This is a genomic window from Ensifer sp. LC163 (assembly GCF_001695855.1).
Classification (GTDB): Bacteria; Pseudomonadota; Alphaproteobacteria; order Rhizobiales; family Rhizobiaceae; genus Ensifer.
Genome location: NZ_MBSS01000005.1, coordinates 1 through 19783 on the forward strand (window position 1 = coordinate 1; position 19783 = coordinate 19783).

Here is a 19783-nt window from a genome sequence, read left to right on the forward strand (position 1 = left end):
GCGTGAGCCGGCGCGTCCTTCTTCACCTCCGCCAAAACACGGCCGTCAAAAACAACCCAATCCGCAAAACAAAACCCGCCGAAAAATCGACGGGTTTGTCAGCGGTCTGAAGCCCGCCGGTGATACCGGCGGGCTTTTTGCTGCATATCGCAGAAGAAATTATTCTTCTTCAGCCGCGGCAGGAATCATGCCGAGCGCCTGCAGATAGGTGTCGAGGATCGCTTCCTGTTCCATGCGCTCGTCGGCATCCTGCTTGCGAATGGAGATGACCTTCCGCAGGATCTTGGCGTCGAAGCCGGTGGACTTGGCTTCACCGTAGACGTCCTTGATGTCGTCGGCGATGGTCTTCTTTTCTTCTTCCAGGCGCTCGATCCGTTCGATGAAAGCGCGGAGCTGGTCGCGTGCGACGCCGTGTGCATCTGACATGGTCTTCTCCTTTTGCGGGGAATGAAATTCTCGGGTGCCGTGACGTGCCGCGAACGGCGGCCAAGGTCAAGGGCCATTGCGCAACAACGCTGGCATTTCCGTGGCGGTTGCTCGCTGCCAATGCATGTCGCGCAAAAGTGTTCAGCGGTTTTGCGATGACGACATGCACAAAAACAAGAGCTTAAAGCGCAGTAAGCGAATCCTGGAGTTTGCGGCGCGCTTTAAGCCCTATTCCTTGGGGCGGTTGGTTTCGAAGGCGGCTTTCTGCTCGCTCGAGGCTTCCCTCTGGTGCAGCGTCCGCCACTCCTCATAGGGCATGCCGTAGACGATCTCGCGGGATTGCTCCTTGTCGAGCGCCACACCGGCCTCGTTGGCCGCTTCGAGGTACCAGTTGGACAGACAGTTGCGGCAGAAGCCGGCGAGATTCATCAGGTCGATGTTCTGCACGTCGCTGCGCTCGCGCAAGTGCTCGACGAGACGCCGGAAGGCGGCGGCCTCGAAGGCGGTCTGCTGGTCCGGGGTAAGCTCGGTCATGATCTTGTCTCCCTCGTCCTGCTGCATAATTCCTTAAATCGGATCCGATCTACGGAATTATGCAGCGAGTTTAAAGCGTTACAGCGTCCTTTGCGTGTCATATTTGACGCGCGGCGCTGTCAATGTCGTAGGCGCCGGTGCGTGACGGGTGCCGCTCGTAGCGATGCAGCTCGGGGCGGGCGTTGAGACCGGCAAGGATCGGAGCCAGGCGATCGGCCCATGCGGCAACGCCGGCCTCATCGGAGATCAGATCCTGTCGAACCTCGATCAGGGCATGGGGAATGCCTGGTGCCATGCAGTGCCGGAACATCGTATCCCCGCGCAGGGCGCCATCATAGGGTTCGTTGTTGCCGACGACGATATCGCCCGATGCCTCGAGTTTTTCGATGAGCGGCAGGACCGCGCGCGGGTCGTTGTCCCAGAGCACGGCGGCGTCCCATGGACGGGCGACGCCCTTCCATGCGGGCGTAAAGGAATGGATCGAGATGACCAGCGGGGCGCCGCCTGAGGCCACGGCACTGCGCTCCAGCGTCGCGGCGACCGCACGGTGATAGGGGCGATGGAAACGGTTCAGCCGGTTGTCCCATTCCTGCTCCGTGATCGGGTGGTTTCCCGGAATGATCGCGCCGTCCGAGATCTTCATGATCAGCGTCGGATCGTCCTCGCCGCGATTGGGGTCGATCAGGAGCCGCGAGAAGCAACCGAGAACCGCCGGGGCGTCGAGCGCGGCCGAGAGCCGGCGGACCAGATGTTCGACGCCGATATCGTAGGCGATATGTCGCTGAAACGCGGCCTCCGGCAGTCCGAGCCTGCCATACTCTTCCGGCAGGCGGTTCATGGCGTGGTCGGCGAGAAGCACGAGCCCGGTTGTTGGGTTGGCTTCGATGATCTCATAGGGCGAATGGTGCTGCATGCCGTTCCAGTCTGCTTTCGCGCGGTGTGGTTTTGATTGCATGCGTCGGCGACATTCACAAGAAAAACGCAACTGTTTTGCGCAATCGACACCCAATTGGCCCGATGTAATCGATTAGAGTTACGTTGACTTTCCGGGCTGGCCGTCGCAAGAAAGGCCACGCAAATCAAAACGGAGTTCCATCGGAAACCGTGTCCAGATATCCATTTTCCAAAGCGAAGCCGGGGCTGTCGACATTGGGGGGGATCCTCCTGTTTTTCCTGGCAATTTCAGGCTCATTTCTTTTCGCCGGCGAGGCCCGTGCCGATTTTCGCGTCTGCAATGGCACGCAAAATCTGGTCGGCGTAGCGATCGGTTACCGCGCCAAGGCAGGCTGGGTAACCGAGGGGTGGTGGCAGGTTCCCGCGACCACCTGCGCGACCCTGATCGAGGGCGAACTCCAATCGCGATACTATTATCTCTACGCTGAAGACGCGGCCCGTGGCGGCCGCTGGACCGGCGACGTCAACATGTGCGTCGCCGAAAACGAATTCAAGATCTCGGGCGTGCAGGACTGCTTTGCCCGCGGCTTCCAGCGGATGGGATTCAAGGAATATGACACAGGGCGGCAAGGGAGCTGGATGGTTCAGCTCTCCGACACGCCCGGCACGCAGGAAAGCCAGAATTGATGAAGCGGAACAGAAAAGTCAAAATCCTCGCCACGCTCGGACCGGCGTCCTCCGACGAGCAGATGATCCAGAAGCTGCACGAGGCCGGGGCTGATCTGTTCCGTATCAACATGAGCCACGCAAGCCATGAGGTGATGCGCACGCTGGTGCAGCGCATCCGCGCGGTCGAGGCGCGCTGTGGCCGCCCGATCGGCATTCTCGGCGACCTGCAGGGCCCGAAGCTGCGCGTTGGCAAGTTTGCCGAGGGGAAGGTCGAGCTGAAGGTCGGCCAGACCTTTACCCTCGACAACAAGGACGAGCCCGGCGACAGCACCCGCGTTTTCCTGCCGCACCCGGAGATCCTCGAAGCGGTCAAGCCGGGCCATCGCCTGCTGATCGACGACGGCAAGCTGCACCTGCGCGCCGAAAAGACCGACGGCGAGAGCATCGTCACGACGGTTGTCGCCGGCACGAAGATTTCCGACCGCAAGGGCGTCAGCCTGCCCGACACGCTGCTGGCCGTCGGCGTTCTGACCGACAAGGACCGCTCCGACCTCGACGCGGTTCTGGCGACCGGAGAGTTCGACTGGGTGGCGCTTTCCTTCGTCCAGCGCCCCGAGGATTTGGCCGAGGTCCGCAAGATCGCCCGTGGCCGCGTCGGCCTGATGTCCAAGATCGAAAAGCCGCAGGCGCTGGACCGCATCGACGAGATCATCGAGCTCTCCGACGCGCTGATGGTGGCGCGCGGCGACCTTGGCGTCGAGATGCCGCTCGAATCCGTCCCGGGCCTGCAGAAGCAGTTGACGCGGGCTTGTCGCCGCGCCGGCAAGCCGGTGGTCGTCGCCACGCAGATGCTGGAATCGATGATCTCGGCGCCGGTGCCGACGCGCGCTGAAGTCTCCGACGTGGCGACTGCAGTCTTTGAAGGCGCCGACGCGATCATGCTGTCGGCAGAATCGGCCTCCGGCGAGTATCCGGTGGAAGCCGTCGCCACCATGGCGTCGATTGCCAGCAACGTCGAACGCGACCCGCACTATTCCAGCATCATCTACGCTCAGCGCACGCCTCCTGAGGCAACCGGTGCCGACGCGATTTCGCTGGCGGCCCACCAGATCGCCGAGACGCTCCGGCTGTCTGCGATCGTCTGCTACACCTCGTCGGGCACGACCGGCCTTCGTGCCGCCCGCGAGCGTCCGCAGGTTCCGATCATCGCGCTTTCGCCGATCGTGCAGACCGCCCGCCGTCTTTCTGTCGTCTGGGGTCTGCATTGCGTCGTCACCGAGGATGCGACCGATCTGGACGACATGGTCAACCGCGCCTGCCGCATCGTTGCTCACGAGGGTTTCGGCAAGCCCGGCGAACGCGTGATCATCTCGGCCGGTGTGCCGCTCGGCACGCCCGGCGCCACCAACATGCTGCGCATCGCCTATATCGGCTCGGACGGCATGAGCGGTATCTGACGCTCGTCGGTCGTTTCAGAATGCGATGAGGCCCCGGGAGCGTTGAATCTGCTCCTGGGGCCTCTGTCTGCCTATTGGGCAAGGCCGATTTGCTTCATGAAGCCCTGGTTGTCCCAGAACAGGTATTCCTCATCCATCACACCTTCTTTGGTCCAGTGACCCAGTGTTGCCATCTGGATCTTGAACGCCTTGCCCGTCGGCTCGATCGTCTTGCCGCCGCCGATGGGCATCGGCCTGGTGAAGGTGCCTTCCATCACGCCGATGACGCCGGTCCATTCGCCTGATCCGAAGCGGACGGGATGTTGCTCGATCCGGGTGTCCGGGGCAAAGACGAACGTCGGTTTTAGCTCCTCAATGTGAGCGTCGATGCCCTTGGTGGTGTGGCCGTCGGGATAGTGCACGAGAATATCCTTTGCGTGGCTTTCGTGCAGCCTGTCCCATTTCTGGTTGGTGTAGACGTCGAAGTCGAGGGTGTCGAACGTCGCGAGATTTTTGGCGATGGTCTTTTCGCCGGCCTGATATTTTGCCAACTCTTCCATCAGAGCTGGCATCGCCTTTTCCGCCCCGGCATCCTGGGCGAATGCCGCGCCGGCCACGCCGCCAAGCATCAATGCCGTCGCGGCCACCGCCGAAAACACTCTTTTCATGGCTGGTTCCTTTCCGTTGGCAAAGCCAATGTTCCGTCTTCACGGTGCGGCCCTCGATATCGACTTGACCGATGTGCTTGTCGATCTCGCCCATTCCGGTGTCGACGTCGCGTTGCGCATTGCCCGCGCCCCGGGCGCCAACCTTATCGCACGCAAGATCGCACCGGTGCGGATGATCGCCTGTGCGTCACCAGACTACCTCGCGCGCCGCGGCACACCGCGGCAACCGTCCGATCTCGGCAGCCATGAGACGCTTAGCTATTCCTATCTCTCGCTCGGGGATAGCTGGATGTTTTACGATGTCGAGGGGCGCGAGACGCAGGTTCGGATTCACCCTGTCGTGCATGCCACCAACGGTGACCTGCTTCGCGCGCTGGCACTTGCTGGTGGCGGGGTCATCGTGCAGCCGGACTTCATCGTCGAAGACGATATAGCCATGGGCCGGTTGGTCCCCCTCCTGGAAGGCTGGCATCTGAGTGCGTTCAACCTCTATGCCGTCTACCTGAGCCGACGGCATCTTTCGCCCAAGGTTCGCGTGTTCATCGATTATCTCGTCGAAACGCTCGGCAAACCATGAAACCGCACAGGTCTCGATCGTTAGGACAAAGCTTCGTTCCAATCAGAGTGCCTTGCCGTCGTTGAGCCTTTCTTCCGCAAATCTCACGGCGGCGCCCAGATCCCTGGGTTTGCCCGCGAGCTTCTCGACCGCGGCAACCACGACATCGGTGACGACGTAATCGGGCTTGTGGCCGAGGTTGCCGATCCACAGCAGTTCCGATCCGGCAATGTCGCGTGCCAGACCACGCGAATGGATATCGGCGAGCACGATGTCGTCGCTGTCGCCGCTGACGATGATCGTCGGCGCGGTGATCTCCTGATACCGCGGCGCGACCTCGCTGACATAGGCATGCAGATTGGCGACATCGACGGCGTTGTTGCGGAAGGCGAGGGGCCGCAGCACGAGGTGCGGCGCCGTCTTGTCGATGTAGTCGACGGGCCTTGGGTTTGGGTAGAAGACCGAACGCGTGCCGCTGTCGATCCGCCTGAGGCCGATCGGCGCGGCGAGCGTATGGGCGAACAGCCAGCCGACATAGGGCAGGGCCGTCAGCCGGTAATACCAGTCGATGCCGCCTGGCCAGGGATGGGTCGCCGGCGCCAGCAGGATGAGACCGGTCGTCTTCTCCGGATGGCGAAGGGCGAAGCTTGCGGCGATCGCCCCGCCGAAGGAGTGGCCGACGATGATCGCCCGGGTGATGCCTCTCTTCTCCATCAGCTTTGCGATCGCGTCCGCCTGGCCGTCGGGGCGGTCGTTCGCCCGCCCGCCGCGTTCAGAGTAGCCGTGGCCCGGCCGATCGACGAACAGCATCTCCGCGCGGCCCTCGAAGGCAGGAGCAAAGGCATGCAGCTGATCGAGCAGGTTACCACTGGCGCCATGGATGAAGACGAGCGGCGCCAGGTCGGCCCTTGCCTTAGCCGGGAGGTGGACGCTGTTCATGCGGAAGCCGCCGACGTCGATCAGTTCGCCCGCGTTCGGGAACCGCGCACTGATGTCGCGTGCACTGCGCAGGCTGTAAACGATGCCCGCGAGCGTGAGGGTAACGATGAACAGGGCGGCTAGAAACATTGTCTTGGCGGCTCCTCTTGTTCGGCAGTGTCCGCAGACATCTACTGCATAATTCCCTAAATCGGATCCGATTTAAGGATAAAATTATGCAGCAAGTTTAAAGCGCTACGACGTCCTTTGCGTGTCCAAATAGACGCGCGGCGCTGTAAAGCCGAGCCATCGTGGCCAGATTTCGTCGACTGCGCGCTCACGAGCCCGAATAAACTCCGGCAGTGCCGTGTCGCGGGCGCCGTTGCCGTAGCGGCGATCGTGCCGATCGGTGATGAGGATGGGAGGGGCGCCGAACTGGTCGGCGGTAATGTCGACAATGAGGTCCCCGCACTCGACCCAGGCGTGGCTTTGCCAGCCGGTGTCGCTGAGGAAGCCGAAATCGCCCAGCGCCGCCCCCGACGGTGACAGACGGGGCGTGCCGCTTGCCCACGAAGCCTCGAAACCGTCAGCCGTCAGGGCACGCGACAGAAACAGGCTTGTCCGTCCGCATGTCCATTGGCCGCATGTCCATTGGGAGGGCGTGGTCGGCGCATCGCCTTTCCAGGCGCTATGCCATTCCAGCCAGATCGGCTCCATGAACTGGCGCGCGGCTACGGCAAGGTCGCGAACGGCGGCCAGTTCCGTAGAAGGCGTCATCGCGGGGTCCGTGCTTGCTTCGGCATCTGTCCCGACTACGTCTTGCTGCCTGCAAGCTTTTCGGTCAGTTCGCCCAGTTGCTCCTGCGCCCTGCGATCGGCGGGATAGATCTCCAGGAACTGCTCCCAGGCCCGTAGCGCCAGCTCATCCTTGCCGGCGGAGCCGAGGATCGCGGCCATGCCGGCGAGCGCGCCGAAGTGGCGCGGCTCGAGTGACAGGACATGATTGATGTCCGACATCGACTTGCGATAGTTGCCCATCGTGTAGTGCAGGGTCGCGCGGCGGTTCCAGCCTTCGACGTAGCTGGGTGCAAGCGTGATGACCTGGTCGAGGATATCGAGGGCGGCCGCCTGCTTGTTGTCGGTGATCGACTTGTCGGCCCACTGCATCAGCAGGTTGACCGTCGCGCTGCCGGAATCCTGCCATTCCAGGCGGATCTGGTTGGCGAGTTCGCGCGCCTTGTCGGCGTCCCGTTCCTTCTTCAGGTCGGAGAACAGGGCGTCCAGGCGTTGCTTGGGGGTGGTGAGGCTGGCGGCCTCGGTTTCCGGCGCTGGTTCTGCGGCGAAACTCAGGGTGCCGGCTCCAACAGAGGCGGCGAGAAGGGCGAAACACGCCAGAATCAAGGGCACAAAAACTCGCATGGCGAGCATGTTAGCTCGCCACGGAATAAGATCAAAATCAATTTTGGGACATCGCCGAAGCGAGGTGCCAAACAGAAACCAGTCGGAGCCTCAGCCCTGACGTGCCTTGAAGCGCGGGTTCTGCTTATTGATGATGTAAATACGGCCCTTGCGACGAACCAGACGGTTTTCGCGGTGGCGGGTCTTCAGCGACTTGAGCGAATTCTTGATCTTCATTTTCCTGATCCGCAGGTTTCGGGGAAACAAAATTCGCCCGGTATTTCTAACAATCAAAAGCGCGCCATGCAGCGCGCTCCGTAAGGTGGGATGGCAAATACCGTGTCACCCCAGTTGTGTCAACCGCAAGACACCGGATTTTGGCGCCTTGCCCCGCATTTCTGTGGCTTTCAGGCTCACGTCAAGCGGGTGATGTGACCCATCTTGCGGCCCGGTCGCGCTTCCGTCTTGCCGTAGAGATGGACGAAGACATTGTCTTTGGCAAGCCAGCCCGGCACCTCGGCGATATCGTCGCCGATCAGGTTCTGCATCACGCAGTCGGAGTGACGAACGGGATTGCCGAGCGGCAGGCCGGCCACTGCGCGAATGTGCTGGTCGAACTGCGAGACGATGCAGGCCGCTTCCGTCCAGTGGCCGGAATTGTGCACACGCGGCGCCATTTCGTTGGCAACCAGGCTGCCGTCGGCCAGCACGAAGAACTCCACGCCGATGACGCCGACATAACCGAGCGCGTCGAGGATCGCCTTGGCTGCAACGCGCGCCGTCTCAGCCGTCGCAGGCCCGATGGCGGCGGGCACGGTGGAGGTATGAAGAATGCCGTTGCGGTGGACATTCTCCGCCGGATCGTAGCAGGCGACCGTGCCATCGGCTGCGCGGGCAGCGATGATCGAGATTTCCCGTTCGAACGGCACGAAACTTTCGAGGATCAACGGCACGGAACCGAGCGCCGCGAACGCGCCTTGCGGGCTGTCCTGCCCAGAGCGGAACACCCGCTGGCCCTTACCGTCATAGCCGAGGCGGCGGGTCTTCAGCACGCCGGAACCGTCGAAGTCGGCAAGGGCTGCTTCAAGATCAGCCTGGCTGTCGACGGCATGGAAGCGGGCGGTAACGATGCCGCTGTCATTGAGAAAGCGCTTTTCGACCAGGCGATCCTGGGCGGCTTCAAGCGCCTTCGGCGGCGGAAATACCGGCCGGGCCTGCGCAAGCCTCTCGGCGGCTGCGACCGGCACATTCTCGAATTCGTAGGTGACGATATCGCAAGCGGCCGCCAGCGCGTCGAGCGCTTTCTCATCGTCATAAGCGGCAACGATCTGTTCGTTTGCCACTTGTGCCGCCGGACAGTCGGGTTGCGGCTCGAGGACGATGGTGCGGAAATTCAGCCGTGCAGCGGACATGGCCAGCATGCGGCCGAGCTGGCCGCCGCCAATGATGCCAATGGTTGTCATGCGTCGTCCACCGGGTACTCGGCGACGGCGACGGTCTGCTGCTCGCGCCAGTCGTCGAGGCGGTCGGCAAGGTCGTTGTCGCTGAGCGCCAGCACGGCTGCGGCCAGCAGCGCGGCGTTGACCGCCCCGGCGCGCCCGATCGCCAGCGTTCCGACGGGAATGCCGGCCGGCATCTGGACGATCGACAGCAGGCTGTCCTGGCCGGAAAGCGCCTTCGACTGCACCGGCACACCGAAGACCGGCAACGGCGTCATCGAGGCACACATGCCCGGCAGGTGGGCAGCGCCGCCGGCACCGGCGATGATGACCTTGAAACCTTCGTCGCGCGCGCCCTTGGCAAAGCTGACCAGCCGGTCAGGCGTGCGGTGCGCAGAAACGATGCGGGCCTCATAGGCAATGTCGAGCGCGTCGAGCGTATCGGCGGCGTTCTTCATCGTCTCCCAGTCGGACTGGCTTCCCATGATGATGGCGACGGGTGGGGTCGTGGTGTCGAGCACGTCTTTAAAGTTCCGCTTCAGGCAATGATGTCGGGAATGATCTGGTCTTCGATCTTGGTGATCTTGTCCTTGATGACCAGCTTCTTCTTCTTCATGCGCTGAACTCTCAGCGCATCGCAGCCGGTCTCGATCATGGCGTTGATAGCAGCATCATAGTCTTCATGTTCCTGCCTCAGCCGCGCGGCGGTTAATCTGAGTTCGGCTTGGTCCTGGTCCGGCATGCAAAGCGATCCCCATCAGCCCGGTTGCGAAGTCCTCCTCGAACCGGAATTTCATGCGCCGCTCTATCACATCTTGGGCGGTAACGGGAAGTTATCCGTCGTCATCATTTCGCCTTCGACAAATGAAAAATGGCGTGGCACAGTAGTAAGGTTACAACCATGGAACATCCGGCATTTACCTGCCGGATGCAAGCAAAAGGAAGGGACTGCCAATGACCATTGAGGCTCATCTTGCAACGCTTGAGAAAAAACATGGCGCACTGGAGCAGGAGCTCCATGCAGCAATGAACCAGCCGTCCACCGAGGACGAAATGATCAGCGACATCAAGCGAAGGAAGCTGCGCATCAAGGACGAAATCGAAAGGCTTCGCTCCTCAACTCACTGATTATGAACGGTATTTCCCAGTAACAACGGGAGGTGTCCTCTCCGCGGAGACGACGCAACAAGGTTCACAACCAATCCCCCCAACGGAATATACGGATCGCTCGACCGGGTTTGAGACCCGGTCGATTTGTGTCAGCAGGCGGTTACGCTTCCGTCAGCCCCTCACGCCCAGAACTGATCCAACCAAAGGTTGAGCCCGTCGAAGCCAGGGCGGTTGATGGCGTATATGCGCCGGGTGCCATTGGCCGAAACCGAGACCAGATTGCAGTCCAGCAGAGCCTTCAGATGCTGCGATACCGCCGGTCGGCTGATCGGCAATCCTTCAGCCAGTTCGTTGACCGTCTTCGGCGCGCGCCGCAGTTCCTCCAGCAGGTAACGCCGGTTGGGATCCGCGATGGCATCGAAAGGGTCCGCAATGGTCATGTCCGGACGTTAAGCGAATTCTCCGCAGGCGGCAAGAAATTTGTGCGCTGCGGCATTTCCGTATTGCTTCGCAATATGATGGCTTGCTTGGATGCGTTCAGGCGCCGGCCAGCAGGCTGTTCAGGCCATCCCACAGCAGTTTCAGTCCGGCGATGAAAGCCATCGTATACATGAAGGGATAGAAGATCTGCGGTTTCATGCGGCGAACGATGAAGGCGCCGCAGATGGTGGCAATGATCGCCAGCGGAAACAGCGTCGCCGAGATCTTGAGGTTGCTCATGTCGAGCTGGCCGAGCGCGAAGTAGGGGATGAGCTTGACGGCGTTGAGGATGGCGAAGAAGCGTACGATCGTGCCGGTGTATTCGCGCGGGTCGAGTTGAAGCGGCAGGGCGTAAATCTGGAAGGGCGGGCCGCCCGCATGGGCGACAAAGCTGCCATAGCCGGCAAACGAGCCCCAGAGCGTCGCGGGGCCGGCCCGTTGCTTCTTGGGCGTGATCGTTATTCCGTTGCGCATGCGCCAGACATTGTAGACATAGCGTAAGACGAACAGCACGGTGATGAGGCCGATGATCAGGCGCAGATAGTCGCGCGAGACATAGGCTGACGTCGCCCAGCCGATGAGAATGCCGGCGATGGCGCCAGGCAGCAGCATGACCAGGGTCTTGCGATCGCCGTGTTTGCGCCACATCCAGAGCGAGACGAGGTCCATCGCGATCAGGATCGGCAGCAACAGCGCCGCAGCCTGGACCGGCGAGACGGCCATCGACAGGATCGGCACGCCCATCAGTGAAAGCGCCTCGCCCATGCCGCCCTTGCTGAGGCCAACAAGAAGAACCGCCGGGATGGCGACGAGATAGAAGTCCAGGTCGGGAAGCATCGGTGGCGGTTGATCCTTTTGACGTCTCCGTCTATCGGTTTTCCCAAACGAAATCGAGCGCTGGTTTCCGCCGACATGCGGGCACAGCCGGAAATGGATGTCATGAGCAAGACAATAGAACGCTGCCGCCTGGTGCTGATCGCGCCCGATATCGCTGATCTGGCGGATCGCGCCAAGGTGCTTGCCGACGCCTTGAAGGGCGGCGACGTCGCTTCGGTGATCGTGCCGCAATACGGCCTCGACGACGCCGAGTTCCAGAAACACGCCGAGCGCCTCGTGCCGATCATCCAGGAGGCCGGCGCTGCCGCGCTGATCGAGGGCGATTCCCGTGTCGCGGGACGCGCCAAGGCCGACGGCCTGCACATTTCCGGCAATGCCGAAGTGCTCGGCGAGGCGGTCGAGAAGCACACGCCGAAGCTCATCGTCGGCGGCGGCAATGCCGCCGACCGCCACCACGCGCTTGAAATCGGCGAAGTGCGCCCGGACTACGTGTTCTTCGGCAAGACCGATGGCGACATCAAGCCGGATGCGCATCCGAAGAACCTGGCGCTGGCCGAATGGTGGGCCTCGATGATCGAGATCCCCTGCATCGTCATGGGCGGCACGGATCCGCAATCTGCGCTGGCGGCCGCCGAGACCGGCGCCGAGTTCGTGGCGCTGCGACTGGCCGTCTTCGGCGAGCCCGAGCAGGCGCCGTCGGTCGTTGCGACCGTCAACGCGCTTCTTGACGAAAAAGCGCCACGGTTTGAAGATTAAGACGTGTCGATGTTAAACCGACTGTCGTCAAAGCTCAGCTGGGGCGTTGCCCTTCTTGCCGTCGCCGCTGCCGTGGCGATGCCGGCGCGTGCGCAGCAACAGCCAGTTCCCGGGCAGGAACAACCGGTTCCCGCGCAGGAGGAGCCAGCCTCTGCGCAGGAGCAAGGCGTCAATGCCGATGACGGCGGCGCTGCGAAGCGCGGCCGCATCACCCCCTTCAATGGTGCAGCCATGCCGGAAGAGGGCAAGCCTGGAGGCAAACCGGCCGATCCGGCGGACAAGAAGAAAGCCGGCGACGGCACGGTGCCCTCACAGGGCGTCAATGTCTTCGACCGCATGGGCGCCGAACTGCCGGCTTTGCCGGCGGAAAAGCCGTTCGCCGGCAAGGTGGACGACGCCTACGGCGCCTTCCAGCGCGGCTACTATCTGACGGCGATGGATCTGGCGCTCCCGCGGGCGCAGCTCGGTGATCCTGCCGCCCAGACGCTAGTCGCCGAAATCCTGCAGCAGGGCCTCGGCGTCGTGCGCAATGCCAAGCAGGCGGCGTTCTGGTATGGGCAGGCGGCCGAAAACGGCGACCCGGCGGCGATGTTCAAATATGCGCTGATCCTGATGGAGGGGCGATACGTCAAGCGCGACCGCAAGAAGTCCGAGGAGCTGATGAAGAAGGCCGCCGATCTCGGCAATGCGTCGGCCCAGTTCAACTACGGACAGACGCTGGTAGCCGACAGTCCAGGACCGAAGGGTCTGAAGGCAGCGATGCCCTACTACGAAAAATCGGCCGCGCAGGGGATCGCCGACGCGCAATATGCACTGTCGCAGATCTATCTCAACGTCGACGGCATCGACGAGGCCAAGCGGGCGCGGGCCAGGGAGTGGCTACTTCGCGCGGCCCATGCCGGCTACGACACGGCGCAGCTCGACATCGCCATCTGGATGATCGAAGGCATTGCCGGCGATCGCAACCTGGAGGACGGTTTCGGCTGGATGAGGCGGGCGGCGGAAGGCGGCAATGTCGTGGCTCAGAACCGGCTGTCGCATCTCTATGTCAACGCCATCGGCACTCGCCCCAATCCGGTCGAAGCGGCAAAGTGGTATGTTTTGTCGCGCCGCGCCGGGCTCAAGGACGATGCGCTGGAAGACTTCTATCTCGGTCTCAACGAACAGCAGCAGAAGGCGGCATTGAGCGCGGCCAACAAGTTCCGCTCGACCTGACCGGCCTTCCAGGCGCCCGAATCTCGCCGACTTGGCGGGTCTGGGCGCTATTTCTCTTGAACTTCCGGGGCTTTTGTGGTCTTGAAGCCCCGGTTTTTGCCCTTGGCGCCATGGTCTTCCGGCGCGCCTCGGGCGGAGTGATCTTCACTCGGTTTTTTGACGACGGAACTCGATGACAAGCCTTGCCCATTCGGCAGGCGCTACCCCATGTTCCGTCACACAGGTTCAATGTCCGATCGAGAAGGCTCGATCGGCCTTCGCTTCACAAGGATCGCCAGATGGCCCGTTCAGCTCTCCTCAATGTCATGGTTCAAGCCGCCTTCAAGGCCGGCAAGTCGCTGGCACGCGATTTCGGTGAAGTACAGAACCTGCAGGTCTCGCTCAAGGGACCGGGCGACTACGTGTCCCAGGCCGACCGCAAGGCCGAAAAGCTGATCCGCGAAGAACTGCTGAAAGCCCGCCCGACCTACGGCTTCCTCGGCGAGGAGGGCGAGGAGATCATCGGTACCGATGGGGCGCATCGCTGGATCGTCGATCCGCTCGACGGCACCACCAACTTTCTGCACGGCATTCCGCATTTCGCTGTCTCGATCGCGCTTGAGCGCCAGGGCGAGATCGTCGGCGCTGTCGTGTTCAACCCGGCGACGGACGAACTCTATACGGCCGAGCGTGGCGGCGGCGCCTTCCTCAACGACCGTCGCCTGCGCGTCGCTTCGCGCAAGGCCCTGTCGGATGCGGTGATCGCCACCGGCACGCCACATCTCGGTCGTGGCAACCACGGCAAATACCTGATCGAACTGCGCCACGTAATGGGCGAAGTCGCCGGCATCCGCCGCATGGGCTCGGCATCGCTCGATCTCGCCTATGTTGCCGCCGGCCGTTTCGACGGTTACTGGGAGCGCGACCTGGCAGCCTGGGACATTGCGGCCGGCGTGCTGCTGATCCGCGAAGCCGGTGGCTGGTCGACGGATATCGATGGCGGCGCCAAGCCGGTCGATGAGGGCTCGATCATCTGCGGCAACGAATACATCACCAAGGCGCTGCGTGACGTCGTTCACCGCCCGATCCCGTCGAAGTAAACGGCGGCCATCCGGCTTTTGCTGCAAGCCTCCGGTGCGCCATGCGTCGGGGGCTTTTGTTTTTCCTTCAATTCGGCGCAAAGTTTCACTACAGCGCGGCGCATCTTGTGTTACGCGCCAAGGACGCCGTAGCGCCTCAAACCTGCTGCATAACTTTCTCCTTAAATCGATTCCGATTTGAGAAATTATGCAGTAGGCTCCGACACGTCGCGGCACCGTTCCGCCAAATGCAACCGGGAGAATGGTATACCCATGACGAAACTGCATCTGTCCGGGTGGGACGGTCGGGAAGGCGTGGAAGCAGACTACAATCCGCATAAGCTTTCGAGCCCCATGCACTTTTTCTGGACCATGGCGATCTTCCTGATCATCGTCGGTTTCGTCGGCGCAATCCTTTTCCGCCAGGCGCACAATGCCTTCCTCGCCAATCCTGGCTTGAACGGCCTGATCCTCGGGGTGCTGCTGATCGGCATCCTGCTGGCATTCAATCATGTGCTCGGGCTTCGCCCCGAGGTGCGCTGGTTCAATTCCTTCCGCGCCGCCGGCAGTGCCGACAAGGTCGGGCGGGACCCGGTCCTGCTTGCGCCGATGCGCGCGCTGATCGGCGGTCGCCAGACGGCGATCTCGACGACCGCGCTGAGGTCGATCCTGGATTCGATCGCAACACGTCTGGATGAATCGCGCGACACCACGCGTTACCTGACCGGCCTTCTCGTCTTCCTCGGCCTGCTCGGCACCTTCTGGGGCCTGCTCGGCACGATCGGCTCCATCAACACCGTCATCCAGTCACTGGATGCCGGTTCCGGCAGCACCGAAGACGTGCTTGGCGCCCTGAAAACCGGTCTGTCGGCGCCGCTGGCCGGCATGGGCACGGCGTTTTCCACATCGCTCTTCGGCCTTTCCGGCTCGCTGATCCTCGGTTTTCTCGATCTGCAAGCGGGCCGGGCGCAGAACCGCTTCTACACCGAGCTTGAAAACTGGCTGTCGTCAGTGACCGACGTCGGTTCGGAACTGTCCATTGCCGGCGACCTGTCGGCCGGCGCGCCGGTCGAGGAGCTGAAGCGCCTGACGGACCAGCTTGTGCGCCTCAACCATGAAGGCGGTTCCAGCCATCGCACGACGGCGGCGATGGCGAGCCTTGCAGAGGGCATTCAAGGACTGGTCAAGAACATGCGCGGCGAGCAGCAGATGCTGCGTGACTGGATCGAGGCGCAGCAGGAAGAGGCGAAGGCCATGCGCAAGACGCTGGACAAGCTGACGACGCGCATCGGCCACACCGAGCGCATTTCGGTGAACGGCGAGAAATCCGGATCGCAGGCCAAGCTTAGCCATGCCGACGATTCCGGAGGGGATTGATCCATGGCGCTCGCCCGTAAAGGCCGTACACAGCGCACGATCGACTATTGGCCCGGTTTCGTCGATGCGCTGTCGACCCTGCTCTTGTCGATCATGTTCCTGCTCAGCGTCTTCGTGCTGGCGCAATTTCTGCTCAGCCGCGAAATCAGCGGCAAGGATGAAGTGCTGAACCGGCTGAACAGCCAGATCAACGAGCTGACGCAACTGCTGGCGCTTGAAAAGAGCGGCAAGCAGGATCTCGAGGATTCGCTCGCCAATCTGCAGGCTTCCCTGTCCCAGTCTGAAGGCGAGCGGTCTCGTCTGCAGGCCTTGCTCGATCAGGGCGCCGGCAGCACGGATGCCGCCAACCAGAAGCTGGGGCGTATCGGTGCGGAGCTCGACGCCGAACGGCAGACGAGCGCACGCGCCATCAGCCAGATCGAACTTCTGAACCAGCAGATCGCGGCGCTGCGCAGCCAGATCGCAGCAATCGAAGAGGCGTTGCAGGCGTCGGAAGCCAAGGACCTGTCTTCGCAGACCAAGATCGCCGATCTCGGCCGCCGGCTGAATGTCGCGCTGGCGCAACGGGTGCAGGAACTGAACCGCTATCGTTCGGACTTCTTCGGGCGGCTGCGCGAAATCCTGTCCGATCGCGAAAACATCCGCATCGTCGGCGACCGCTTCGTCTTCCAGTCGGAGGTGCTCTTCCCCTCCGGCGGCAACGAACTCAATCCCGAGGGTCAGGTAGAAATGGCCAAACTCGCCTCGGCTCTTCTCGATCTCGCCAAGGAGATTCCGGCGGAGATCAACTGGGTGCTGCGCGTCGACGGGCACACGGACAATGTCCCGCTTTCCGGTACCGGCCGTTTTGCCGACAACTGGGAACTTTCCTCGGCCCGTGCCACATCGGTCGTCAAGTTTCTGATCTCGAAGGGCGTGCCGGCCGACAGGCTGGTCGCGGCCGGCTTCGGCGAATATCAGCCGATCGCCGAGGGCGAGAGCGTCGAGGCGCGGGGGCAGAACCGCCGCATCGAGCTGAAGCTGACGGAAAAATAGGCGCGCGGCCCAAGGTAGGCCAGCAGTCCACCGCCCTTGAATTGACCTTGACGTACGCGTAACACTTGCGCCCTGGGACGCAGCCGAAAGCTTGCGCCCCCGGGGATGCAGGGGAGGGCGCCTTTGATGGATTGTGATGTACTGGTCGTCGGTGCAGGGCTTGCCGGCCTTGTGGCAGCGTCGGAAGCGGCAGCGCTCGGTCGAAAGGTGATCGTTCTCGATCAGGAAGGGGAGCAGAACCTTGGCGGCCAGGCCTTCTGGTCGCTTGGCGGCCTCTTTTTCGTCGACAGTCCCGAGCAGCGGCGCATGGGCGTCAAGGACAGCCGCCAGCTCGCGCGCCAGGACTGGATGGGCTCGTCGCAATTCGATCGTCCCGAAGATCATTGGCCACGGCTGTGGGCCGATGCCTATCTCGATTTCGCCGCCGGCGAGAAGCGCAGCTGGCTGCATTCGCTCGGCATGCGCTGGTTTCCCGTCGTCGGCTGGGCCGAGCGCGGCGGCGGTCTTGCGCATGGGCACGGCAATTCGGTGCCGCGCTTCCACGTCACCTGGGGCACGGGTCCTGCGGTTTTGGAGCCGTTCGTGCGGCTGACGCGGGAGGCAGAAAGCCGCGGCCTCGTTCGCTTTCGTTTCCGCCACCGCGTCGACGAACTGGTGACGACGGATGGCGCTGTTACCGGCGCGCGCGGTTCGGTGCTCAAGGCCGATCCGGTTGGCCGGGGTGAGCGCAGCTCGCGCGATGTCGTCGGCGATTTCGAGATATCGGCAGGCGCGGTGATTGTGACGTCGGGCGGCATCGGCGGCAACCATGAGCTGGTGCGGCGCAACTGGCCGCGCAAGCGGCTGGGCCAGCCGCCGGCGACGATGGTCTGCGGCGTGCCGGACCATGTCGATGGCCGCATGCTGGAGATTGCCGGGCGTGCCCGCGGCTCGGTCATCAATTCCGATCGCATGTGGCACTATACCGAGGGCTTGAAGAACTTCGAACCGATCTGGCCTGACCACGGCATCCGCATCCTGCCCGGTCCGTCGTCCTTCTGGTGTGATGCCGACGGCAATCGCTTTTCAGCACCCGCGATGCCCGGCTTCGATACGCTCGGCACCTTGCGGGCCATTCGCGACAGCGGCCATGACTACAGCTGGTTCATCCTGACGCGGGCGATCATCAAGAAGGAGTTCGCCCTGTCCGGTTCCGAACAGAACCCGGACCTGACCGGCAAGAGCATCTCGCTTCTGCTCAAGCGGTTGGGCAAGAATCCGCCCGGGCCGGTGCAGGCCTTCATGGACAGGGGCGAGGACTTCATCGTTCGCGATCGGCTCGACGATCTCGTACCGGCAATGAACGCCCTCACCGGCGAGAACCGGCTGTCGGTCGATCACCTGCGCGAGCAGATCGAGGCTCGCGACCGCGAGATCACCAATCCCTTCTCGAAGGACGCGCAGGTCACGGCGATCCGCGGGGCGCGGTCCTATCGCGGCGACCGGCTGCTGCGTACCGCCAAGCCGCACCGCCTGCTCGATCCCAAGGCCGGGCCGCTGATTGCCGTCCGGCTGCACATCCTGACGCGCAAGACGCTTGGCGGTCTTCAGACCAATCTGTCGGGCCAGGTGCTGGAACAGTCGGGTGAGCCGGTGCCGGGTCTCTACGCCGCAGGCGAAGTCGCAGGTTTCGGCGGCGGCGGCATGCATGGCTACAACGCGCTCGAAGGCACGTTCCTCGGCGGCTGCATCTATTCCGGCCGGGTGGCCGGACGGGGTGCGGCCGGGGCGTGATTGCGTCTTATGACGTGTCCTTAGCTGCCCCTCACCCTAGCCCTCTCCCCGCAGGCGGGGAGAAGGTGGCGGCAGCCGGATGAGGGGCGGCTCCGCATATCCTTAGATCAATCCATCTGGATGTTGGCGTCGCGAACGACCGGCGTCCATTTTTCCAGCTCTGCCTTCACGTGCGCGGCGAGTTCCTGCGGCGTCGATCCAACGATCTTTGCGCTGAATTCCTTCATACGCTCGACCACGGCCGGGTCCGCAAGGGCCTTGTTGGCGGCTTCGTTCAGGCGCGCAACAACCGGCTCGGGCGTGTTGGCCGGCGCAAACAGCGCGTTCCAGGTATAGGTTTCATAGCCTGGTATGCCGGACTCGGCGACCGTCGGGACATCGGGGAAGGATGGCGCGCGTTCGGCCGTCGTGACCGCAAGCGCCCGCAAGGTGCCGGCCTTGATGTGGCTGGAGGAGGAGGGCAGGTTGTCGAACATGATCGGCACCTGGTTGCCGATGACATCGTTCAGCGCCGGGCCAGCGCCCTTGTAGGGGATATGCTGCATGCTGACGCCGGCCATCTTCTTGAAGAGTTCGCCAGACAGATGCAGGGGCGTACCGTTGCCGGAAGAGGCGTAGGCGTACTCGTCGGGCTTGGCCTTGAGCAGTGCCAGCAATTCCTCGACGGTCTTGGCCGGCAGTTCCGGATTGACCACCAGCACATTCGGCACGACGACCAGCAGCGAGATCGGAGCGAAGTCCTTTTCGGGGTCATAGGGTCTGGTCTTGAGGATCAGCGGGTTGAGCGCATGCGTGGCGACGGTGCCCATGAGGATCGTATAGCCGTCCGGATCGGCGCGGGCGACATTGTCGGCACCGAGGTTGCCGCCGGCGCCGGCGACGTTCTGGACGATGACCTGCTGGCCGAGATCCTCCGACATCTTCTGCGCCACGATCCGGGCTACGACGTCGGTCGAGCCGCCGGCGGCGAAGGGTACGACGAGCGTTACCGGGCGATCGGGAAAGTCCTGGGCGGCTGCCTGGATACCTGAGCCGAGAACGGTAAGTGCGGTGAAGCCGAGCGCAAGCGCCGCTCGTCGGGTCAACTTCGAAAACGTCATTAAGGTTCCTCCCTGAACAGTCCACGCCTGTCGTGGCGGCCGAAAAGACCGGCACCTATAGAATAGGGTCCGGCTTCCCAGCTGCAATGGCGTGCCGGACATGCC

Annotated in this window: 24 protein-coding genes; 10 read left to right on the forward strand and 14 right to left on the reverse strand. The window is 62.8% G+C overall.

The window, feature by feature from the left end; genetic code table 11:
- Positions 1-159: 159 nt before the first annotated feature.
- From BC360_RS05065 to BC360_RS05075, 3 genes are all read right to left on the reverse strand, one after another.
- Positions 160-426 carry a DUF2312 domain-containing protein gene (locus BC360_RS05065; protein WP_025424796.1) on the reverse strand — a complete coding sequence of 89 codons (267 nt, stop codon included), beginning with the start codon at positions 424-426 and terminating at the stop codon, positions 160-162.
- 228 nt (positions 427-654) lie between these two features.
- Complete coding sequence (locus BC360_RS05070; RefSeq protein ID WP_065794577.1) at positions 655-960, reverse strand: DUF1244 domain-containing protein; 306 nt, start codon at positions 958-960, stop codon at positions 655-657.
- Positions 961-1057: 97 nt separating this feature from the next.
- Entirely contained in the window at positions 1058-1873 is an 816-nt protein-coding gene (locus BC360_RS05075; protein WP_065794504.1) for an N-formylglutamate amidohydrolase, read from the reverse strand.
- 191 nt (positions 1874-2064) lie between these two features.
- On the opposite strand from BC360_RS05075, the gene BC360_RS05080 reads away from it, so the two are divergent.
- Positions 2065-2541 carry a DUF1036 domain-containing protein gene (locus tag BC360_RS05080; protein WP_065794505.1) on the forward strand — a complete coding sequence of 159 codons (477 nt, stop codon included), beginning with the start codon at positions 2065-2067 and terminating at the stop codon, positions 2539-2541.
- Positions 2541-3980 (forward strand): pyruvate kinase, encoded by a 1440-nt coding sequence (pyk, locus tag BC360_RS05085; RefSeq protein ID WP_065794506.1) that lies wholly within the window; start codon positions 2541-2543, stop codon positions 3978-3980. Before BC360_RS05080 ends, pyk begins: the two co-directional genes overlap by 1 nt.
- Positions 3981-4051: 71 nt before the next feature.
- On the opposite strand, the gene BC360_RS05090 is transcribed toward pyk, so the two are convergent.
- Positions 4052-4627: an ester cyclase gene (locus tag BC360_RS05090; RefSeq protein WP_065794507.1), complete on the reverse strand. Its 576-nt coding sequence runs from the start codon at positions 4625-4627 to the stop codon at positions 4052-4054.
- A gap of 28 nt (positions 4628-4655) precedes the next feature.
- Here BC360_RS05090 and BC360_RS05095 point away from each other — a divergent pair, with 28 nt between their 5' ends.
- The gene (locus BC360_RS05095) at positions 4656-5204 is read left to right on the forward strand and encodes a substrate binding domain-containing protein (RefSeq protein ID WP_065794508.1); all 549 of its coding nucleotides are present in this window, start codon (positions 4656-4658) and stop codon (positions 5202-5204) included.
- Between the two features lie 42 nt (positions 5205-5246).
- Here BC360_RS05095 and BC360_RS05100 read toward each other — a convergent pair whose 3' ends face one another.
- The 7 genes from BC360_RS05100 to BC360_RS05130 all read right to left on the reverse strand — a co-directional run bounded on the left by BC360_RS05100 (position 5247) and on the right by BC360_RS05130 (position 9679).
- Positions 5247-6251 (reverse strand): alpha/beta fold hydrolase, encoded by a 1005-nt coding sequence (locus BC360_RS05100; protein ID WP_065794509.1) that lies wholly within the window; start codon positions 6249-6251, stop codon positions 5247-5249.
- Positions 6252-6356: 105 nt separating this feature from the next.
- A complete protein-coding gene (locus BC360_RS05105) occupies positions 6357-6878 on the reverse strand; it encodes a hypothetical protein (RefSeq protein WP_065794510.1) in 522 nt (173 codons plus the stop codon).
- A 35-nt stretch (positions 6879-6913) separates the two neighbouring features.
- The gene (locus BC360_RS05110) at positions 6914-7528 is read right to left on the reverse strand and encodes a hypothetical protein (protein WP_065780947.1); all 615 of its coding nucleotides are present in this window, start codon (positions 7526-7528) and stop codon (positions 6914-6916) included.
- Between the two features lie 81 nt (positions 7529-7609).
- The gene (gene ykgO, locus BC360_RS05115; protein WP_025424787.1) at positions 7610-7735 is read right to left on the reverse strand and encodes a type B 50S ribosomal protein L36; all 126 of its coding nucleotides are present in this window, start codon (positions 7733-7735) and stop codon (positions 7610-7612) included.
- A 176-nt stretch (positions 7736-7911) separates the two neighbouring features.
- On the reverse strand, positions 7912-8961 hold the full coding sequence (locus BC360_RS05120) for a 5-(carboxyamino)imidazole ribonucleotide synthase (protein ID WP_065794511.1): 1050 nt from the start codon (positions 8959-8961) through the stop codon (positions 7912-7914).
- Entirely contained in the window at positions 8958-9422 is a 465-nt protein-coding gene (purE, locus tag BC360_RS05125) for a 5-(carboxyamino)imidazole ribonucleotide mutase (protein ID WP_038576471.1), read from the reverse strand. The genes BC360_RS05120 and purE overlap by 4 nt, the downstream gene beginning before the upstream one ends.
- Positions 9423-9475: 53 nt before the next feature.
- Positions 9476-9679 carry a YdcH family protein gene (locus tag BC360_RS05130; protein ID WP_065780945.1) on the reverse strand — a complete coding sequence of 68 codons (204 nt, stop codon included), beginning with the start codon at positions 9677-9679 and terminating at the stop codon, positions 9476-9478.
- A gap of 212 nt (positions 9680-9891) precedes the next feature.
- Here BC360_RS05130 and BC360_RS05135 point away from each other — a divergent pair, with 212 nt between their 5' ends.
- Complete coding sequence (locus BC360_RS05135) at positions 9892-10065, forward strand: YdcH family protein (RefSeq protein ID WP_065780944.1); 174 nt, start codon at positions 9892-9894, stop codon at positions 10063-10065.
- Between the two features lie 161 nt (positions 10066-10226).
- Here BC360_RS05135 and BC360_RS05140 read toward each other — a convergent pair whose 3' ends face one another.
- Together BC360_RS05140 and BC360_RS05145 are read right to left on the reverse strand one after the other, a co-directional pair.
- Positions 10227-10487 carry an ArsR/SmtB family transcription factor gene (locus tag BC360_RS05140; protein ID WP_053249627.1) on the reverse strand — a complete coding sequence of 87 codons (261 nt, stop codon included), beginning with the start codon at positions 10485-10487 and terminating at the stop codon, positions 10227-10229.
- A gap of 97 nt (positions 10488-10584) precedes the next feature.
- The gene (locus BC360_RS05145) at positions 10585-11364 is read right to left on the reverse strand and encodes a sulfite exporter TauE/SafE family protein (RefSeq protein ID WP_065780943.1); all 780 of its coding nucleotides are present in this window, start codon (positions 11362-11364) and stop codon (positions 10585-10587) included.
- 102 nt (positions 11365-11466) lie between these two features.
- Between BC360_RS05145 and BC360_RS05150 the strand changes: the two genes are divergently transcribed.
- From BC360_RS05150 to BC360_RS05175, 6 genes are all read left to right on the forward strand, one after another.
- Complete coding sequence (locus tag BC360_RS05150; protein ID WP_065780942.1) at positions 11467-12120, forward strand: thiamine phosphate synthase; 654 nt, start codon at positions 11467-11469, stop codon at positions 12118-12120.
- Positions 12121-12129: 9 nt separating this feature from the next.
- The gene (locus tag BC360_RS05155) at positions 12130-13335 is read left to right on the forward strand and encodes a tetratricopeptide repeat protein (RefSeq protein ID WP_065794512.1); all 1206 of its coding nucleotides are present in this window, start codon (positions 12130-12132) and stop codon (positions 13333-13335) included.
- 278 nt (positions 13336-13613) lie between these two features.
- Positions 13614-14414, forward strand: a complete 801-nt coding sequence (locus tag BC360_RS05160; protein WP_065794513.1) for an inositol monophosphatase family protein — start codon at positions 13614-13616, stop codon at positions 14412-14414.
- Positions 14415-14666: 252 nt separating this feature from the next.
- Complete coding sequence (locus tag BC360_RS05165; protein ID WP_065780939.1) at positions 14667-15770, forward strand: MotA/TolQ/ExbB proton channel family protein; 1104 nt, start codon at positions 14667-14669, stop codon at positions 15768-15770.
- A gap of 3 nt (positions 15771-15773) precedes the next feature.
- Entirely contained in the window at positions 15774-16805 is a 1032-nt protein-coding gene (locus BC360_RS05170; RefSeq protein ID WP_065780938.1) for a peptidoglycan -binding protein, read from the forward strand.
- Between the two features lie 126 nt (positions 16806-16931).
- Positions 16932-18578 carry an FAD-binding dehydrogenase gene (locus tag BC360_RS05175; protein ID WP_065794514.1) on the forward strand — a complete coding sequence of 549 codons (1647 nt, stop codon included), beginning with the start codon at positions 16932-16934 and terminating at the stop codon, positions 18576-18578.
- 107 nt (positions 18579-18685) lie between these two features.
- On the opposite strand, the gene BC360_RS05180 is transcribed toward BC360_RS05175, so the two are convergent.
- Complete coding sequence (locus BC360_RS05180) at positions 18686-19678, reverse strand: Bug family tripartite tricarboxylate transporter substrate binding protein (RefSeq protein ID WP_065780936.1); 993 nt, start codon at positions 19676-19678, stop codon at positions 18686-18688.
- Between the last annotated feature and the right edge of the window lie 105 nt (positions 19679-19783).